This is a genomic window from Pseudomonas brassicacearum subsp. neoaurantiaca (assembly GCF_013608025.1).
GTDB lineage: Bacteria > Pseudomonadota > Gammaproteobacteria > Pseudomonadales > Pseudomonadaceae > Aquipseudomonas.
The window spans coordinates 57,258-72,090 of record NZ_VDLV01000041.1; the positions used below are offsets into that span (position 1 = coordinate 57,258).

Genomic DNA, 14,833 nt, shown 5'->3' on the forward strand with positions numbered 1-14,833 from the left:
CTCTTGTCCGCTGCGGGACAACTGTTTTTCAGTGAGCGCCGGGGCCGACCAGCGTGCTCTCGATCTGGGCGCCGGGCATCATCGACTGCAACCCTTCGATCAGCCTGTCGCCCGCCTCGGTCAGCGCTTCGAGCGGCATCGCCGGCAGGCTTTCGAGGATGAACCACATGTGTCTGGCATCCGCATCGAGGCGTGTCCTGACGCCCTGTCGCCAGTTCCAGCGACGGCACGTCACGCCCTGGTCGTCGCGCCAGACCACTTCGCCGGCGTCCGGGAATTCATGGGCGGGCGCGCCTTCTTTCATGGTGTCGAACGGTTCGGAGCCGTCGGCGATCACGAGCCGCGGCGAGCCTACGTAGGCCTCGATGTTTTCGCCGCCGACGGGGATCGCGTACTTGATGCTGATGGCGTTGTAGAGATCGACGACGGGATCCAGGCTCGGCAAGCTGCCGTCCCGCAGCACGCGCTTGCGCAGTGCCTCGGCCGAGCACGGCGTGCGTTGTGGCTTGGCGCCGAACTGTCGAAACGTGTCGGCCCATTGCAGCAGGTGGGCCTCACCCCAGGCGGGACCGCCGGCCAGCACCGATTGGCAGGCCCGATCCAGGGCCGTGCGGGCGACGTCCGGTTGGGTCAGCGGCGCAGCCTGCACCACGATGCTCAGGGCCCTGAACCCGGGCGCCAGCTCGGCAACGGCTTGTTCGATCAACGGCAGTACTGACAGCATCAAGGTTCTCCAGCGATCCAAATTGGCTTTCATGCTAGTCATCGCCGACCACCAAAGTCAATATATCGACTTTTCTGGTCGATAAACGCCGATAGGCGGATTGACGGCACCACCGGCAACCGTCGAGAATCCGGGCCTATCTTCCTCACGATTCTTTGGTGATGACCCTGAATACCAATATATCGACCACGCCTGGCGCGGATGCCCACGCGGTGAGCCTGGCCGTTGCCCGTACGCTGAAGCAGGCGCGCAAGGCTCAGAAAATCACCTTGGACGAGCTGTCCCGGCGCTCGGGCGTGAGCAAAGGAATGGTGGTCGAGATCGAGAAATGCACGGCGAACCCGAGCATTGGCATCTTGTGCAAGATCGCTGCGGCGCTGGGCCTTTCGGTGGCGGACATCGTCAACGTGGCGGAGCCACCGTCGGCCCACATCATCGATAGCCAGGACATCCCCACGCTGTGGACCGGGGAATTGGGAGGCACCGCGCGCCTGCTCGCCGGAACGACCGGTCCGAACATGATCGAGTTGTGGCGTTGGGAGATGTTCCCGGGCGAATCCTTTTCTTCAGCCGGACACCCTCAAGGCACCCTTGAGCTGTTCCATGTCGAAAAAGGCACCCTGAAATGTGTGGTGGGAGAAACGGAGCTGGTGATTCCCGCCGGAAGCTCGGCGGTCGCGAAAACCGATGTCGCCCACGCCTATTCCAACGCAGGCAAGTCGAAGCTGGTCTTCACCATGTCGGTTGCAGAAATACATCAATAGGTTGTCACATGCCCATCGTCACGGGGACGATGGGCATGCTCGTGATATCAATCGTAGAACGGCTCGACCAAGGTCCGGCTGCCAACGAAGAAGCTGTCCGCGACCAGGCGTAGCGGTTGCAGGTCCATGTCGCTGGCCTTGTCCTTGATCAACTGCTGGAAATGCCGGTACACCGCCGCATACTCACCCTCCTCCGACACCGCTTGGCGTACGCCGTCGATGCTCAACAGCGCACCGCCGTTGTCCAGGCGCAAGGTGCCTTCGGCGCAGCGAATCTCGATGCTCCAGAGCTCGTCATGACCATGGTCGAAATCGAACTCCGCGCGGATGTCGAGATGGCCGGCGTCGGACATCTTGATGCTGGCGGCAATCGGCGATTGGCAGTTATCGGGAACGCGCAGTTTGGCGGACTCGACGAACAATGACCGCGGCAGCAGGTGGGTAGCGATGGACAAGGCATTGATGCCCGGATCGAACACACCGAGGCCGCCGGGTTGCCAGATCCACGCCTGGCCGGGGTGCCATTTGCGCACGTCTTCCTTCCAGTCGATCTGCACGCTTTGCAGCGTGCGGCTGGCGAGCCAGTCGCGAGCCGCCTCGATGCCGGGCGCATAACGCGAATGCCAGGCGAACAGGCCGCTGACGCCCGTTTCGCGCGCCTGCTCGACCAATTCCATCGCTTCGCCCAAGGTGGCGCATGGCGGCTTTTCCACAAGCACGTGCTTGCCCGCTTCCAGCGCTTGGCGAACCAGGCCGAATCGCCCTTGCGGCGGCGTGCAGAAGGCAATCGCATCGACGTGCGGAGCGTTTTCCAGCAACTCACCCAAGGACCTGAAGTTCTCCACGCCGGCGCACGGCTGCCCTTGCGTGGCGACCGCCACCAGCTCGAACGCAGGGTTGGCGCGGATGGCGGGGACGTGTTGATCCTGGGCGATCTTGCCGTAGCCCACCAGGCCGAGACGAATCGGTTGCATCGATGACTCCTGACTTTTGTAGTTGTGATGGGGCAGCAAACTAGACGTAAATCAGCTGGCGGACAATGGGCTTGTATCCCATCGTTTCACCTCAGGCCCTGGCGGGCGCCGTCATGACTTTGGATATCAGCGCCAGAAAAGGATCGAGTCGCTCACGCGGCGCATCGTGCTCTACCACCAGCGCGGAGACTTCTTCACAAGATGCCACCTGGTAATGAGCAACGCTGGACAGCTTCTGATTGGTGACTGCCACCACCACCTGGCCGCTCGCCGCGACCACCGCCCGCTTGAATTCGGCGTCGTCCAGGCCAAACGCCGTGACACCGTTGTCCGGGTCGATGGCGCAGGCACCCACGAAACACACATCGAAGTTGAACTGGCGCAATTGCTGGACAGCCGCCAACCCGATCGCGCCGCCTGCCACAGGGTTCAGGCGACCGCCCAGCAGAATGACTTCGGCGTTGGGCAGCTTCATCAGCTCCACCGCGATCAACGGCGAGTTGGTGGTGAGGGTCAAGCGCAGCCCGGGATCGATGGCGCGGGCGATGGCCAGGTTGGTCGACCCGGCATCAAGGAAGACATGCTGACCCGCACTGAGCAGCGACGCCGCGGCCCGGGCAAGATTGTCCTTGCGTGCCGAGTCCTGATGGATTCGGACGTCTATCGGCGCTTCGGCCGCCGGCAGGCGAATCGCGCCGCCATAGACGCGCTTGCACAAACCGGCCGCAGCCAACGCGCCCAGGTCGCGACGAATCGAGTGTTCGGAGACGTTGAATTCGCTGGCCAGATCAGCCGCGATAACCCGGCCATACAGGGCCAGCCGCTCGCTGATCAATCGTTGGCGTTCGCCGGGGAATACTTCAAGGGCGGTACTCATGGGATCCACAACCTGCATAAACGAGCACAAATAGACACAACCGAGCGCAATATGCCCCGTCTCCGGCGTATCGTCAAATCTCGGGACGTCCAGGCTCGATTGCCTTTCGTCACCCTGTCCCGCCAGCCGGTGAACAGTATTTTCCCAGCGCAGGTCAACCCAGGGTCGATAGCCACATTTCGCGAACGAGCGACGCACGGTCGCCGAGGATGGAGCCATGAACAATCTGATCATCGCGGCCCTGTTGAGCGTCGCCCTAATGAGTGCCAACGATGCCCAGGCAGCGGAAACGAAAAAGGTCGATGTGCTGCTGGTGGGCGGCGGAATCATGAGTTCCACGCTGGGCATCTGGCTCAATGAGCTTGAGCCCGGTTGGTCAATGGAAATGGTCGAGCGCCTGGACGCGGTGGCTGAAGAAAGCTCCAATGGCTGGAACAACGCCGGTACCGGCCACTCGGCGCTGGCGGAACTGAACTACACGCCAATGGACGACCAAGGCAACGTCAACATTACCAAGGCCATCGAGATCAACGAAGCCTTCCAGATCACCCGGCAGTTCCTGGCATGGCAAGTCAGGAACAACGTGCTCAAGAACCCTCGTTCGTTCATCAATTCCACCCCGCACATGAGCTTCGTCTGGGGCGACGACAACATCAAGTTCCTCAGGAAACGCTACGAGGCGCTGCAAGCAAGTCCGCTGTTCCGCCCCATGCAATATTCGGAAGATCCGGAGCAGATCAAAAAATGGGTGCCCTTGATGATGGAGGGCCGGGACCCGAACCAGAAGCTCGCAGTGACCTGGACGCCGATCGGCACTGACGTGAATTTTGGCGAGATCACCCGCCAGTACGTCAGCTACCTGCAAAGCAAACCCAATTTCAGCCTGAAGCTGTCCAGCGAAGTGCGCGACATCACCCGTAATGACGACGGCACCTGGCACGTCGAATACAAGAACCTGAAGGATGGCGAGACGACTGCCACCGACGCCAAATTCGTGTTCATCGGCGCGGGGGGCGGCGCGCTGCATCTGTTGCAAAAGTCGGGCATCCCGGAAGCGGACGATTACGCCGGATTCCCGGTCGGCGGCTCGTTCCTGGTCGCCGAGAACCCCAGCGTTGCCGAGCGACACATGGCCAAGGCCTACGGAATCGCTTCCACCGGTGCGCCGCCAATGTCGGTGCCGCACCTGGATACCCGCGTACTCGACGGCAAGCGCGTCATCCTGTTCGGCCCCTTTGCGACCTTCTCCACCAAGTTCTTGAAGGAAGGCTCTTATTTTGACTTGTTCACCAGCATGACGCCCCACAACATCTGGCCCATGACCAAAGTCGGCATCGAGCAATACCCGCTGGTGGAATACCTGGCCGGCCAGCTCATGCTATCGGACGATGACCGCTTCAAGGCCCTGCAGGAGTACTTTCCCCAGGCCAAGCAAGAAGACTGGCGTCTATGGCAAGCTGGCCAGCGTGTACAGGTCATCAAGCGCGACGAGGAGAAAGGCGGCGTACTCAAGTTGGGCACCGAAGTGGTGGCCTCGCAGGATGGCAGCATTGCCGGCCTGCTCGGCGCATCCCCTGGCGCATCGACGGCTGCTCCGATCATGCTTGAGGTGATGCAGCGGGTGTTCAAGGACAAGGTCGCCTCGCCGGCCTGGCAGGAAAAGCTTCACCAGATCGTGCCCAGCTACGGAACACGACTCAACGATGATCCTGGCCGTGTCTACGAGGAATGGAAGTACACCAGCGACGTGCTGCAACTGGCACCGCCACCGGATATCCGTGGGAACAGTGAGCCAAAGGCCCCGACCAACAGCGATCCGGTGGGCCAGAAGCACAGCGATTCCGACCCGGACCTGGCGTTGTGAAGGTCGTCTTGGCCGGCAAGGGTTAAAACCACTCCCGGTGTGCCTCGAACGCCGCGCGGACCAACGCCACCAGCCGGGCGACCTCTTCCCGGTGTGCTTCATCGCCGTGTACGGCCATCCAGACCTGCATCGTCATGTCACGGCCAAACAACTCGGGTAGCGGCTGCAGGTTTTTTTCCAACGCGCACACGTAATGCGGCAGCAGGCCGACGCAAGCACTCCATTGGATCATCTGGCGCATCAGTTCATAGGCGTTCACTTGAGTGACACCGGAACGACGCGCGTCGACTGCGTTATTCCAAGGTTGAAGGGAAGGAATATTCGCGTAGCTGTGCAGGCTCACCAGCATATAGTCCTGTAGCTCGGCCAGGCTGCGTGGACGGCTCGCTTCCCGTGAATACCGCTTGGCGATGTGCGGGATGTACTCCAGTTCGGCGAGGCAACTGAGCTCAGCCACCGGAAACGATAGCTGCGGCGCTTGCGCCTGCGGGTTGGTAAGCCAGACGACGACGTCCGCCTCGGCCGGCTCCTGGTCGGGGTTGCTGTCGAGACGCAGCAAGTTCAGGCGCACGTTGGCGTGTTGACGCACAAAGCCGAGCAGCTCGCGATTGAGGATGTCGTGCAACAGGGGCTCCGCCACGGCCACGCGAACCAATGCCTGATCCTCGACGAAGGCGTCAGGCAAAGCCAGCAAGGCTCGGTGAGCCAACAATTGGTTGCGCAGGCGCCGACCGTCCTGGCTGAGCACCAGTGCATTGCCTCGGTGCTCGAACAAGGGACTGCCGTAATGGATCGACAACCGCGAGAGCTTTTTTCGCAGCAACGACGCTTTGACGTTCAAGCTCCGCGCCGCCTGCATGAAGCAGCTGCAGCGCGCCGTCACCAGGAAAAACTCCAACGCCTGGAGATCCTTGAGGTTATCCAGATGCCGATCATCGCTATTGATCGAGGGTGGCAACCGCGCACAATCGTGAATCTGGCCAACGTCCTCCAAAGCCATACGCCCTCCTCCCTAAGGTGTCCCCACGCGACCGCGCCGCTTAACGAACAGACTCCAATGCCTGATTCAGTTGCGCGCCATCGATGCTCAGCGTTGCCTTGCTCACCAGCCCTTCCATATAGGCCCTGGCCACTTGTTCCTGGCGCTGATTGCGCAGCGCCTCGCGCAGTTGTTCGCGAACTTCATCCAGGCTGGCGGCGCGTGCTGGCTGCATATCGGTCAGTTTGAGAATGTGAAAGCCCGCCTGGCTCCGCAAAGCGTCGGAAACGCTGCCGACCCGTTGTCGGCTCAAGACCTGGCGCATCTCCGGCACATATTGCTGCAACGGTTGCAAGCCGCTGTCACCGCCCCGCTGGGCCGTTGCCTGATCCTCGGAAAACTGCCGGGCTAGCTCGGCGAAATCGGCGTTGGGGGCCTGGGCACGACGAGCCAGCTCGGTGGCTTTCTTGCGTAGCGGTTCTTCGTTGGCTCCCGGCTCAACCGCGATGAAAATCTGGCTGACGCGGTACAACGCCGGGCTTTGCAGCTTGTCCTTGGCGCCCTCGTAAGCCTGTTGCAGGGCTTGCTCATCCGGATAGTCGGCGGGGACCTGGCTGACGGATTGCAAGTAGGTGCGCAGCAAAATCTGTTCGGTGGCCGCGCGGGTCATCTGTTGGATGTCCGGACGCTGCTGCCAACCCTGGGCGTCGGCCTGCTGCAACAGGGCTTTCTCTGCCAGGCGCGCACGGATCCAGCCCTCCAGTGCGCCACGATTGCCGCGCAGTTGCTCGCGCACCTGCGGTGTGAGCGAGCTCAACACAGCGTTGAGTTCGGCGCTGCTCAGTTGCAGTTCGCCCAGGCTGGCCACGGTCGGCGCCGCCTCGTCGGAGGTTCTGGCGGGTTTCGGTTGTGCCGCGGGCACCGAGGCTTGGGATACGCCGTCAGGGTTGGAGATCACCGTCAGTACAATGCCGCCGAGCACCAGGACAGCCGCACTGATGCCAGCCAGTTTGCTAAACCTGTTCATCGTAATCAGGCCTCTTCGACCGCAGCTTCCTGCGTTACATCCGCACCGTCCTTTTGCTGCTCGCGTGCGTGCTGGCTGTAGTCGCGCAGGTACACCACGAATTCTTGCAACAGCCGGTCCCAGAGTTCCAGCACGCCACGCACGTGGTCTTCGCTGACACCGGCGGCAACGATGGCGTCCATTTCCATCACCAGGAAATCACCCTGGCGACTCAGGCGGGCAAAGCGGCGGCTGGCATTCCATACCTGGACCAGGCCTTCAGGCAATTCGCCCTCGATGCGCAGCGCGCAACTGAACGTGAAATCCAGAAAGCTGCCCTCGGTGGCGGCCGGGTTGCCGAAACGCACCGCAAAGCCAATGCCCTGGCTGGCGCTCAACAACTGCACCACGGCGCCTTGTTCGGTACGATTGACGCGGTAGCCGGCGGCTTGCAGCAGTTCGCCCAGTTGTTCGGGAGTGATGCTCAGGATCAGTGTTTGTGCGGTCATGACTGGATTTCCCTTGTGGTCATTTGATCAATGGTTATTTGCCGGCGGTGGTCTTGGCGGCATCGAACTGGGTCTGGTACAGCGCATCGCCATAGCGCTGCGCCAATTCTTCGAACTTCACCCGCGCGCCACTGGCGAAGGGTTGGCGGATCTTCAATACGTCGCTGACTTCGATGTTTTCGTAGGCAGTGAGAATCTCTTTGGCGATGCCGTACATCTCTTGGTTTTTCGCCACGCACTGCTGCACTTCACTGTCCCGACTGGTCAGGCTGGCTTGCAGCGTGGCACGCGCCGCCTCTATACCCCGCGCACGGCCCAGCAGTTCTTCGTAGGCCTGCTTGAATTTGCCGACCTGCTCGGTACTGGCGGCTATCTGCGCCTGGGCGCTGCTGCGAACAGCGTCTTGCTGTGCGCCCAGTTGTTCGCTCTGGCTGCGCGCCTTGGCGAGTTCGGCGGTCAGTTGCTTGATTTGCGCTTGCGCCGCACTCAGCTCGGTTTGCGCCGCCTGGCGCGCGGCGGTGCCTTGCGCCTGTTCGCTCTGCAAGGCTTGCAGCTGTTGGGTGGTGCTGCGCAACTGGGCGCGCAAGCGTTCCTCCATGGTTTCCGCCGATGCGCCCAGGGCTGCACCGAGCCCCAACAGCAGCACCACGGCGTGGATCGCGGGATGAAATGACTTTTTCATGCTGTCTCTCCCGGCGCTAGAAGCGCGTGTTGAGCTCAAGTTGCAGAACGTCGATATCGAACGGCGCGCCGTAGACTTCTTCGCTGCTCAACCAGCGTGCGGTCGCGAACACGTTGTCTTCGATGCCGTAGTTGCCGCCGAGGAAATAGCCCTTGGCGTTGGTGCCACCGAGGTGGAACGAAGAGTCGTTGAAGCCGTCCGGCAAGGCATCCGGCTCGATGTGTTTGTAGCCGGCGAACAGGTTCCAATCGCCGCGCTTCTTCAGGTCCAAGGAACTGCCCAGGGTGAACTGCAGCATCCAGGCGGTATCGCCGCTTTCGATGTCACCGTTTTCGTCCACGTTGTTGACCAGCGCGCCGGCCGAGCGCTTGCGCATCTTGCCTTCGTCGTAGCCGAGGTTGACCAGGTAGTTGCCCTGGCTGCGCAACTTGAGATCGTCGAACAGCAAGGTGTCCCAGACCAGATTGAGGTCAAGCAGGTTGAACTCCGAGGCCAGGCCCACGAATTGTGGTTGCGGCGACGTGGTCGGTGCGGACGGGTCCGGCACCAGGTTGCGCAACTCCATCAAGGTGTTGCCCTTCTGCATGAACGCCGGACGCGTTTCGTCGCTGTCACAAGCCGGCGCGCCGTCGTAGATGGCGCAGGGATTGGAGCGTCGTCCTTCGATGTCGTCAAATTGGTAGTAGGCCAGCGCGCCCTTGATGCTGTTGTCCGGCGCAAACGCCCAGTTCGCACCGAGTTGCGCGCCGTAGAGCCATTTGTTCTCGCTGTCTTCTTTGTTCAAACCATCGCTCGACGCGCTGTCGGAGCTGTATTCCACCGGGAACGCGCCCAAGGTGCCGAATACCGCCAGGTCGCGGTTCAACGGGTGATTGAACGAGCCGGCGATACCGTCGAAATTGAGATCGTTGGAATACAACAGATCGGTAGACATGAATGGATTGGGCATGCGTCCCCCGGTGAAGCTCCACTCCTTCGTCGGGCGGTAATTGAGGTAGCCCTGATCGAGCCACAGGTCCTTTTTGTCGAAGCCGCCGCCCAGCGTCTGGGTGGTGGACACAGGACTGCTGTCCGAGCCCGTGCCCAGCCGGATGGCGGCGGTCCATTGAGGAGAAAGCGCGGCCCGCAAGCCCATCCGGGCACGCAAGCGCAGCATGTTCTCGCGATCTTCGCGGGTGTTGAGCAGCGGTGGGTATTGCGTACCGCTTCTAGGGTTGACGTCATAGGGCCCGCTGTTATTGAGCTCGGCGAAATCGACGATCTCGTTGCTGTTGCTGCCCGAGTAATAGCGCGACTCGTTGCGCAAACGCACGTCGCCTTCAAACGTGATGCGCGACACCCAGTCGGGGAAGGTATTGGGCTGGGCCCAGTTTTCCTGTTTGGCCTGGGCGATCACCTCGGCTTTCACCTGGTCGCGAATCTGTTCCCGCACGATGGCCGGCACGTATTGCACCCGCACCTCCCCCGGCGCGCCGGGTGCCGGCACCGGCGCAGCAGTCGCGGCGGCCTGCCGGGCTTGCGTGGCCTCGGCTTCGGCCTGGTCGATCAGCGCTTGGGCCTGGTCCTGCTTGAGCACGCCTTGTTGCACCAACAGGCGAATCAGATTGACCGTAGCGTTCTGCGACGGCGTCTGCGCCAAGGCACTGCCCGTCAGGCTGGCGATCACCAGGCCGACACCCAGCGCCAATCGATTGATTTTGCAGATCATGAACACAACTCCTAATGGTCTCTTGGCGACCCGGCTCAGCCCGGTCGGCGTCCTTGTAGGCGGATACGCACCGGCACCTGCAACGAGGCGGGTGGACGTTCCAGATGGGGTGAAGCGCGCAAGGTCGCCAGGACCTTGGCGTCGAGTTCGGCATCGCCACTGCTGCGTCCCAGCTCCACGCGCGTCACGCGACCGGCCTGGTCCAGCCAGACATCAGCCTCCAGGCGAAACGCCAGGTTGCGCAGCTCGGGCGACTCGCGCAGCAAGCGCTGGAAGCTGTAGGCCAGGAACTGGCTGTAGGTGCCGTTGCCGAGGCGCCCGCCGCCGGTGCCGGCCATGCCGCCGCCCTTGCCCGCACCGATGTTGAAAGCGTCGGAACCCGCCTGGGCGTCACTGTTCATTTGCATCGGGTCGGCCAGGTCTTCGGCGGGCGAAGGCGGCGCCTCTTCCTCCGGCTTGACTTCCTCGGGCTCAGGCGTGGGCTCGGGCTCGACGATCTTTTCTTCCACCGGTTTTTCCGGCTCCGGCGGTTTTTCCGGCGGCGGAGGCGGAGGTGGCGGCAACGGAATGATCGCCGGGATCTTTGGCGCCTCGCGGCGAATGCCGCTCATGTCATTGGCCCACGTCCACAGCAGCCAGGCCAGGCCCGCACCCGCCAGCAGGCCAACGCTCCACAGCAGTACTCGACGCACCGTCCTGGTGACGTCGCGCTGTTGCTTCAGATGGCCGTTCTGCGGCTGTTCAGGAAAAGACGTCATGGCTCAGCCCTGGCTCGGTTTGCCGGTGACCAGGCCGACCTGGGACAGCTCCAGGCGGCGCAAGAGGTCCAGCACTTCAATGACTTTCTGGTACTGCACCGTCGAGTCCCCGCGCACAATCACCGGGAAATCCGGGCTCTGCGCCTTCTCGATGCGCAAGCGGTCTTCCAGTTCGTTGAGAGTGACCGGGTAGGCATCGAGGAACACCTGGCCGCCATCATTGATGGAAATCGCCTTGGTCTTGGGTTGCGAAAGCGAGATGGTCGAGCTGGCCTTGGGTAAGTTGATCTGGATGCCGGAGACCTGGGCGGTGGCGGTGAGGATGAACATCACCAGCACCACCATGAGCACGTCCACCAGTGGCGTGATGTTGATGGTGTCGACGGCGGCATCTTCGTCATCGTCCAGGGCGCTGTTGAGGTTGGCCATGGTCGTCCCCTCACACCGTCAACGACGGACTGGCGACGTGGTTGCCCCGTCGATGCGCCGCTTCGCTGGATTGGCTTTCACCGTGGACTTCGGCCAGGCGGGTGATGAACTCATCCACGAAGACGCGCATGTCGGCGCTGACTTCCTTGTTGCGCGTGGTCAGGCGGTTGTAGCCAAACAGCGCCGGGATCGCGACGAACAGCCCCATGGCCGTCGCCAGCAAGGCCGCCGCCATGCCCGGCGCGATGGCGTTGATGTTCACGTCACCGGCCATGGCGGTGCCGAGAAAGACCACCATGATCCCCAGCACCGTGCCTAACAGGCCGATGTAGGGCCCACCGGCGATGGCATTGGACAGGGTCGACAGCTTGGCGCTGAGCTGCTGGTTTTCACGCGTCCGGACGCCGTCCATGGAGCAACGGATGGCTTCGATGGTGGCGGCGGAAATCGACGACGTATCGGCGCCCTGGTCGCGGCGGGTGCGGATCTCGGCCACCGCCACCGTATACAGGCGCCACAGCGACGAGTCCGCCAGGCGCTGCGCCAGGTCGCGTTCATCGGCAAGCATTTCCAGCCGAGTCCCGACCTTGGCGAAGTGACTGCGGAACAATTCGTTGGCACGGCTGACACGGGCGACATTGCGACTCTTGCGCACCATGATCACCCACGACTGCAGCATCATTAGCACCAGGACGGCGATGATCACCCAGGCGTCCAGCGGCACCGCGTTGAGCAGGAAACCCAGGCTGCCGAAGCCGAAGCCGGACTGTTCTTCGTCCACGCCGTAGACCACCAGGCGTGACTCGGCGCCCTGGGCGGTGGCATCGGCCAGGATCAGCTCGGGCGAGCGAGCGATGCGGGACACGCGCAGTTCATCAAGGCCGCCGGTGAAGGCCTGATAGGTCGCGGTCGGCGCGCCGACAGCCACCGCTGCCGGTGCATCGCCACCAATCGCGATTGCACTCTGCAAGGCCGGCAGCGGCTGCGCCAGGTTGGCCGCCGCTCTGCCGTTGACGTACAAACGCAACCCACTGGCATCGGCTGTCAACGCCAGGTGTTGCCATTGCCCAAGGGCCACGGCCTGGTTCGCCACCGCGCGCTGGCCGTTCACCTCGACGAAAGGAACGCCCTGGTTCATGCCCACCAAGAGCGAGTTGCCGGCGTCACGACGGGCCAGCAGCAGTTGTTCCCCTGCCCCCTGCTCCATGCGCAACCAGGTGCTGAACGTCATCGCGCCCCCCGCGTTGACGCCCAAGGACGCGCTGGCCGGCAACAACAGCGGTTGGCCGTTGAATTGCGCCGCGCGGCCGATCACGCCGTCAAGGATGCCTGCCGGTGCGTTCTGCGCGTGGTTGGCAAAGGCGCTGGCATCACGCGGTGGTGCGCCAACGGCACCATCGAAGTGATAGACCAGGCTGTAATCGGCGTCGAACGCCAACTGGGGATTGCTGGTGGCCGGTGCTTTCGGGTTGCCGTAGTACATCCAGATGTCCGAGCGCTTGCCCCCCTCCACCATGGGCACGTCCACCCAGATCAAGGCCATGCCCATCAGCGGATCGAAGCTTTCAATCTGGTGGTTGAGCACGGTGTGGTCGTCGGCGGCGACAAAACGGATGTCCGAGCCGTTTTCGTTGACACCGTCAAAGGTGAAATTGCCGGTGTGCAAACGCACCAGCAGCGCAGTGCGCCCCACCGCCTCGTTGATGGCGGCGCCCTGGGGCGTCGTGTCGATGCTGATCTGTTTGCGGTAATGCCAGTCGTCCTGCCACCAGGCGTTGGCCGTTGCCGGCAGCGCAAGGCCCAGGCAAGCGAGAAGAATGAAAATCAAGCGGTGCATAACGGGTGCTCCAAGGTCTGTTGGCTGCCGGTCAAAAAGTTGCCTGCACGTTGAAGTGCACGCGTGAGTCGTGTTTGCGGGTATTGGGGCCGTCCTTGAGCGGCAGGCCCCAGTCGAGGCTGCCGGACAACCATTCACGCAAGGTCGCGCGAGTGCCGAAGCCAACGCTTGCCAGGCTGTAATCGGCTTCCTGGTCGGGTAACGCGTCTTGCAGAGCCATCTGCGCGCCCTCGGCAAAGACGTACCAACGCCAGTTGTCGACGTAACTGCCAAGGCCTTTGCCCAAGTGCTTGCTCAAGGACGGCGTGCGCAGTTCCTGGGAAAACAGCACGCCGTCATCACCCGTGCGCTCCGCAGCCAGGTAGCCGCGCACACTGGTGGCGCCACCGGCGGAAAACTGCTCGTTGGAGACCAGCGGCCCGGAAGCCAGCTGGAAGCTCAACTTGCTCGCCGCTTGCCAGTCCCCGGCAAACGTCTGGGTGAAGGTGCTGTCGCCCTTGAACACCGCGAAGCTGGGATTGGATTCATAGCGCTTGGCACGAAACTCATCGGCGTCGCTGCCATAACCGAAGAAACTGCGCGTGCCGGCGACGATGCTCAGGCCCAGGCCGAACTGCGAGGTTTCGGTGTAGCGAAAGCCGTTGTAGGCCAGCGTGATGGGCGCGTACTTGATCGGCACTTCATCACTCGAACCGCCGAACTGCAGGGCTTCATCGAAATCCTTGAAATCGACGCCCACCGACAGCGAGTTGGCCCAGACGCCTTGCGGGGGCACGCTGTAGATCAGTGACACGCCGTAGGAATGGCCCTTGCCCAACACGTTGCTGCCGCCGATGGTTGCGACGTTGCTATCGGACTGGTACCCGGCGAACTGCACGTTCCAACGCTCGTTCAGGGGCGCGTTATAGGAACCCGACCAGACTTGCGCGTTATCCCGGTCTTCGGGGGCGGTGAAATAGGTCAGCGAAGCCGAATGGCCACGTTGCCAGAGGTTGTTGTGGCCGAGCGTGACTACCGAACGCAGCTTTTCGGTATCGGCGCTGTAGTCATTGTTGAGCCCGATGCTGGCCTGCCAGGGGTTTTTATCTTCGACTTGCAAGTCGACATCCATCGTTCCCGGGCGCTGCCCTTCGCGCACGACCGGCACCACTTGGCGTCCCGGGTTACGGTTGGCAACCGCCAACTGGGTTTGCACCGCCGCGAAATCGGCCACCTTGCCTTCTGTCAGCGCGGGTACTTCTTCGCGCACGTTGACCGGTGAATAATGCTCGGTGCCAACCACGCGCACCCGGCCGATCCGGGTTTCGCTGACTTGCAGATACACCACGCCGCCGTCCACCTGCTGCTCTGGCAGCTCGACGAAGACAGACTGGTAACCCTTGGCCTGGTAGCGCTGTTGCAGCGCGTCGCGGGCGCCCTCGATATCGGTGAGGCTGCGTTGCGGCCCGAGGAACGCATACACCGCTTCTTCGATGTCGCGAGCATCCAGCACGGTATTGCCGCGCACGACGTACTCGTTCACATCCACCAGGCGCGCAGGCGTTCCGGCGTCAGCCTCGATCGGCGTGCCGGCCTCTTCGGCGAATGCCGGCGCTTCGAAGGCCAGAGCGAGCATCAGCGCCGTGGGCAGGAAAGGCCACGGCCTGCGCTTGCTGTTGAAATCCCAATGATCCACACATCCCCCTCGATTCAATTGCGCCACGCGCGCAGCGCCTGCTGCCA

General features: G+C 62.5%; 14 protein-coding genes. 2 read left to right on the forward strand and 12 right to left on the reverse strand.

All coding sequences use genetic code 11. From position 1 onward, the window contains the following. Window positions 1-28 precede the first annotated feature (28 nt). Window positions 29-724: a B3/B4 domain-containing protein gene (locus tag FHK92_RS20535; protein ID WP_181289683.1), complete on the reverse strand. Its 696-nt coding sequence runs from the start codon at window positions 722-724 to the stop codon at window positions 29-31. A 161-nt stretch (window positions 725-885) separates the two neighbouring features. Here FHK92_RS20535 and FHK92_RS20540 point away from each other — a divergent pair, with 161 nt between their 5' ends. Further along, the gene (locus FHK92_RS20540; RefSeq protein ID WP_181289684.1) at window positions 886-1,488 is read left to right on the forward strand and encodes a helix-turn-helix domain-containing protein; all 603 of its coding nucleotides are present in this window, start codon (window positions 886-888) and stop codon (window positions 1,486-1,488) included. A gap of 47 nt (window positions 1,489-1,535) precedes the next feature. Here FHK92_RS20540 and FHK92_RS20545 read toward each other — a convergent pair whose 3' ends face one another. Next, window positions 1,536-2,462: a Gfo/Idh/MocA family protein gene (locus tag FHK92_RS20545; RefSeq protein WP_181289685.1), complete on the reverse strand. Its 927-nt coding sequence runs from the start codon at window positions 2,460-2,462 to the stop codon at window positions 1,536-1,538. A 91-nt stretch (window positions 2,463-2,553) separates the two neighbouring features. Then, entirely contained in the window at window positions 2,554-3,339 is a 786-nt protein-coding gene (locus FHK92_RS20550) for a DeoR/GlpR family DNA-binding transcription regulator (RefSeq protein ID WP_181289686.1), read from the reverse strand. Window positions 3,340-3,556: 217 nt separating this feature from the next. On the opposite strand from FHK92_RS20550, the gene mqo reads away from it, so the two are divergent. Further along, complete coding sequence (gene mqo, locus FHK92_RS20555) at window positions 3,557-5,203, forward strand: malate dehydrogenase (quinone) (protein WP_181289687.1); 1,647 nt, start codon at window positions 3,557-3,559, stop codon at window positions 5,201-5,203. A gap of 22 nt (window positions 5,204-5,225) precedes the next feature. Here mqo and FHK92_RS20560 read toward each other — a convergent pair whose 3' ends face one another. Genes FHK92_RS20560 through FHK92_RS20600 form a run of 9 tightly spaced genes read right to left on the reverse strand, consistent with a single transcriptional unit; the run spans window position 5,226 to window position 14,726 of the window. After that, on the reverse strand, window positions 5,226-6,203 hold the full coding sequence (locus FHK92_RS20560) for a LysR family transcriptional regulator (protein ID WP_181289688.1): 978 nt from the start codon (window positions 6,201-6,203) through the stop codon (window positions 5,226-5,228). A 40-nt stretch (window positions 6,204-6,243) separates the two neighbouring features. Further along, window positions 6,244-7,209 (reverse strand): peptidylprolyl isomerase, encoded by a 966-nt coding sequence (locus FHK92_RS20565; RefSeq protein ID WP_181289689.1) that lies wholly within the window; start codon window positions 7,207-7,209, stop codon window positions 6,244-6,246. A gap of 5 nt (window positions 7,210-7,214) precedes the next feature. Beyond that, window positions 7,215-7,697: a YbjN domain-containing protein gene (locus FHK92_RS20570; protein ID WP_181289690.1), complete on the reverse strand. Its 483-nt coding sequence runs from the start codon at window positions 7,695-7,697 to the stop codon at window positions 7,215-7,217. A gap of 34 nt (window positions 7,698-7,731) precedes the next feature. Next, window positions 7,732-8,379, reverse strand: a complete 648-nt coding sequence (locus FHK92_RS20575; protein ID WP_181289691.1) for a DNA repair protein — start codon at window positions 8,377-8,379, stop codon at window positions 7,732-7,734. Window positions 8,380-8,395: 16 nt separating this feature from the next. Further along, window positions 8,396-10,087: a putative porin gene (locus FHK92_RS20580; RefSeq protein WP_181289692.1), complete on the reverse strand. Its 1,692-nt coding sequence runs from the start codon at window positions 10,085-10,087 to the stop codon at window positions 8,396-8,398. Window positions 10,088-10,122: 35 nt separating this feature from the next. Next, a complete protein-coding gene (locus tag FHK92_RS20585) occupies window positions 10,123-10,845 on the reverse strand; it encodes an energy transducer TonB family protein (protein WP_181289693.1) in 723 nt (240 codons plus the stop codon). 3 nt (window positions 10,846-10,848) lie between these two features. After that, window positions 10,849-11,274: an ExbD/TolR family protein gene (locus tag FHK92_RS20590; protein ID WP_181289694.1), complete on the reverse strand. Its 426-nt coding sequence runs from the start codon at window positions 11,272-11,274 to the stop codon at window positions 10,849-10,851. A gap of 10 nt (window positions 11,275-11,284) precedes the next feature. Next, on the reverse strand, window positions 11,285-13,111 hold the full coding sequence (locus FHK92_RS20595; protein WP_181289695.1) for a DUF2341 domain-containing protein: 1,827 nt from the start codon (window positions 13,109-13,111) through the stop codon (window positions 11,285-11,287). 31 nt (window positions 13,112-13,142) lie between these two features. After that, entirely contained in the window at window positions 13,143-14,726 is a 1,584-nt protein-coding gene (locus FHK92_RS20600) for a ShlB/FhaC/HecB family hemolysin secretion/activation protein (RefSeq protein WP_181289741.1), read from the reverse strand. Window positions 14,727-14,833 lie beyond the last annotated feature (107 nt).

Coding starts and splice junctions, on each gene's coding strand:
- mqo (WP_181289687.1), top strand. CDS start 3,557: ATGAACAATCTGATCATCGCGGCCCTGTTGAGCGTCGCCCTAATGAGT.
- FHK92_RS20585 (WP_181289693.1), bottom strand. CDS start 10,845: ATGACGTCTTTTCCTGAACAGCCGCAGAACGGCCATCTGAAGCAACAG.
- FHK92_RS20590 (WP_181289694.1), bottom strand. CDS start 11,274: ATGGCCAACCTCAACAGCGCCCTGGACGATGACGAAGATGCCGCCGTC.
- FHK92_RS20575 (WP_181289691.1), bottom strand. CDS start 8,379: ATGAAAAAGTCATTTCATCCCGCGATCCACGCCGTGGTGCTGCTGTTG.
- FHK92_RS20550 (WP_181289686.1), bottom strand. CDS start 3,339: ATGAGTACCGCCCTTGAAGTATTCCCCGGCGAACGCCAACGATTGATC.
- FHK92_RS20595 (WP_181289695.1), bottom strand. CDS start 13,111: ATGCACCGCTTGATTTTCATTCTTCTCGCTTGCCTGGGCCTTGCGCTG.
- FHK92_RS20600 (WP_181289741.1), bottom strand. CDS start 14,726: ATGCTCGCTCTGGCCTTCGAAGCGCCGGCATTCGCCGAAGAGGCCGGC.
- FHK92_RS20565 (WP_181289689.1), bottom strand. CDS start 7,209: ATGAACAGGTTTAGCAAACTGGCTGGCATCAGTGCGGCTGTCCTGGTG.
- FHK92_RS20535 (WP_181289683.1), bottom strand. CDS start 724: ATGCTGTCAGTACTGCCGTTGATCGAACAAGCCGTTGCCGAGCTGGCG.
- FHK92_RS20540 (WP_181289684.1), top strand. CDS start 886: ATGACCCTGAATACCAATATATCGACCACGCCTGGCGCGGATGCCCAC.
- FHK92_RS20580 (WP_181289692.1), bottom strand. CDS start 10,087: ATGATCTGCAAAATCAATCGATTGGCGCTGGGTGTCGGCCTGGTGATC.
- FHK92_RS20560 (WP_181289688.1), bottom strand. CDS start 6,203: ATGGCTTTGGAGGACGTTGGCCAGATTCACGATTGTGCGCGGTTGCCA.
- FHK92_RS20570 (WP_181289690.1), bottom strand. CDS start 7,697: ATGACCGCACAAACACTGATCCTGAGCATCACTCCCGAACAACTGGGC.
- FHK92_RS20545 (WP_181289685.1), bottom strand. CDS start 2,462: ATGCAACCGATTCGTCTCGGCCTGGTGGGCTACGGCAAGATCGCCCAG.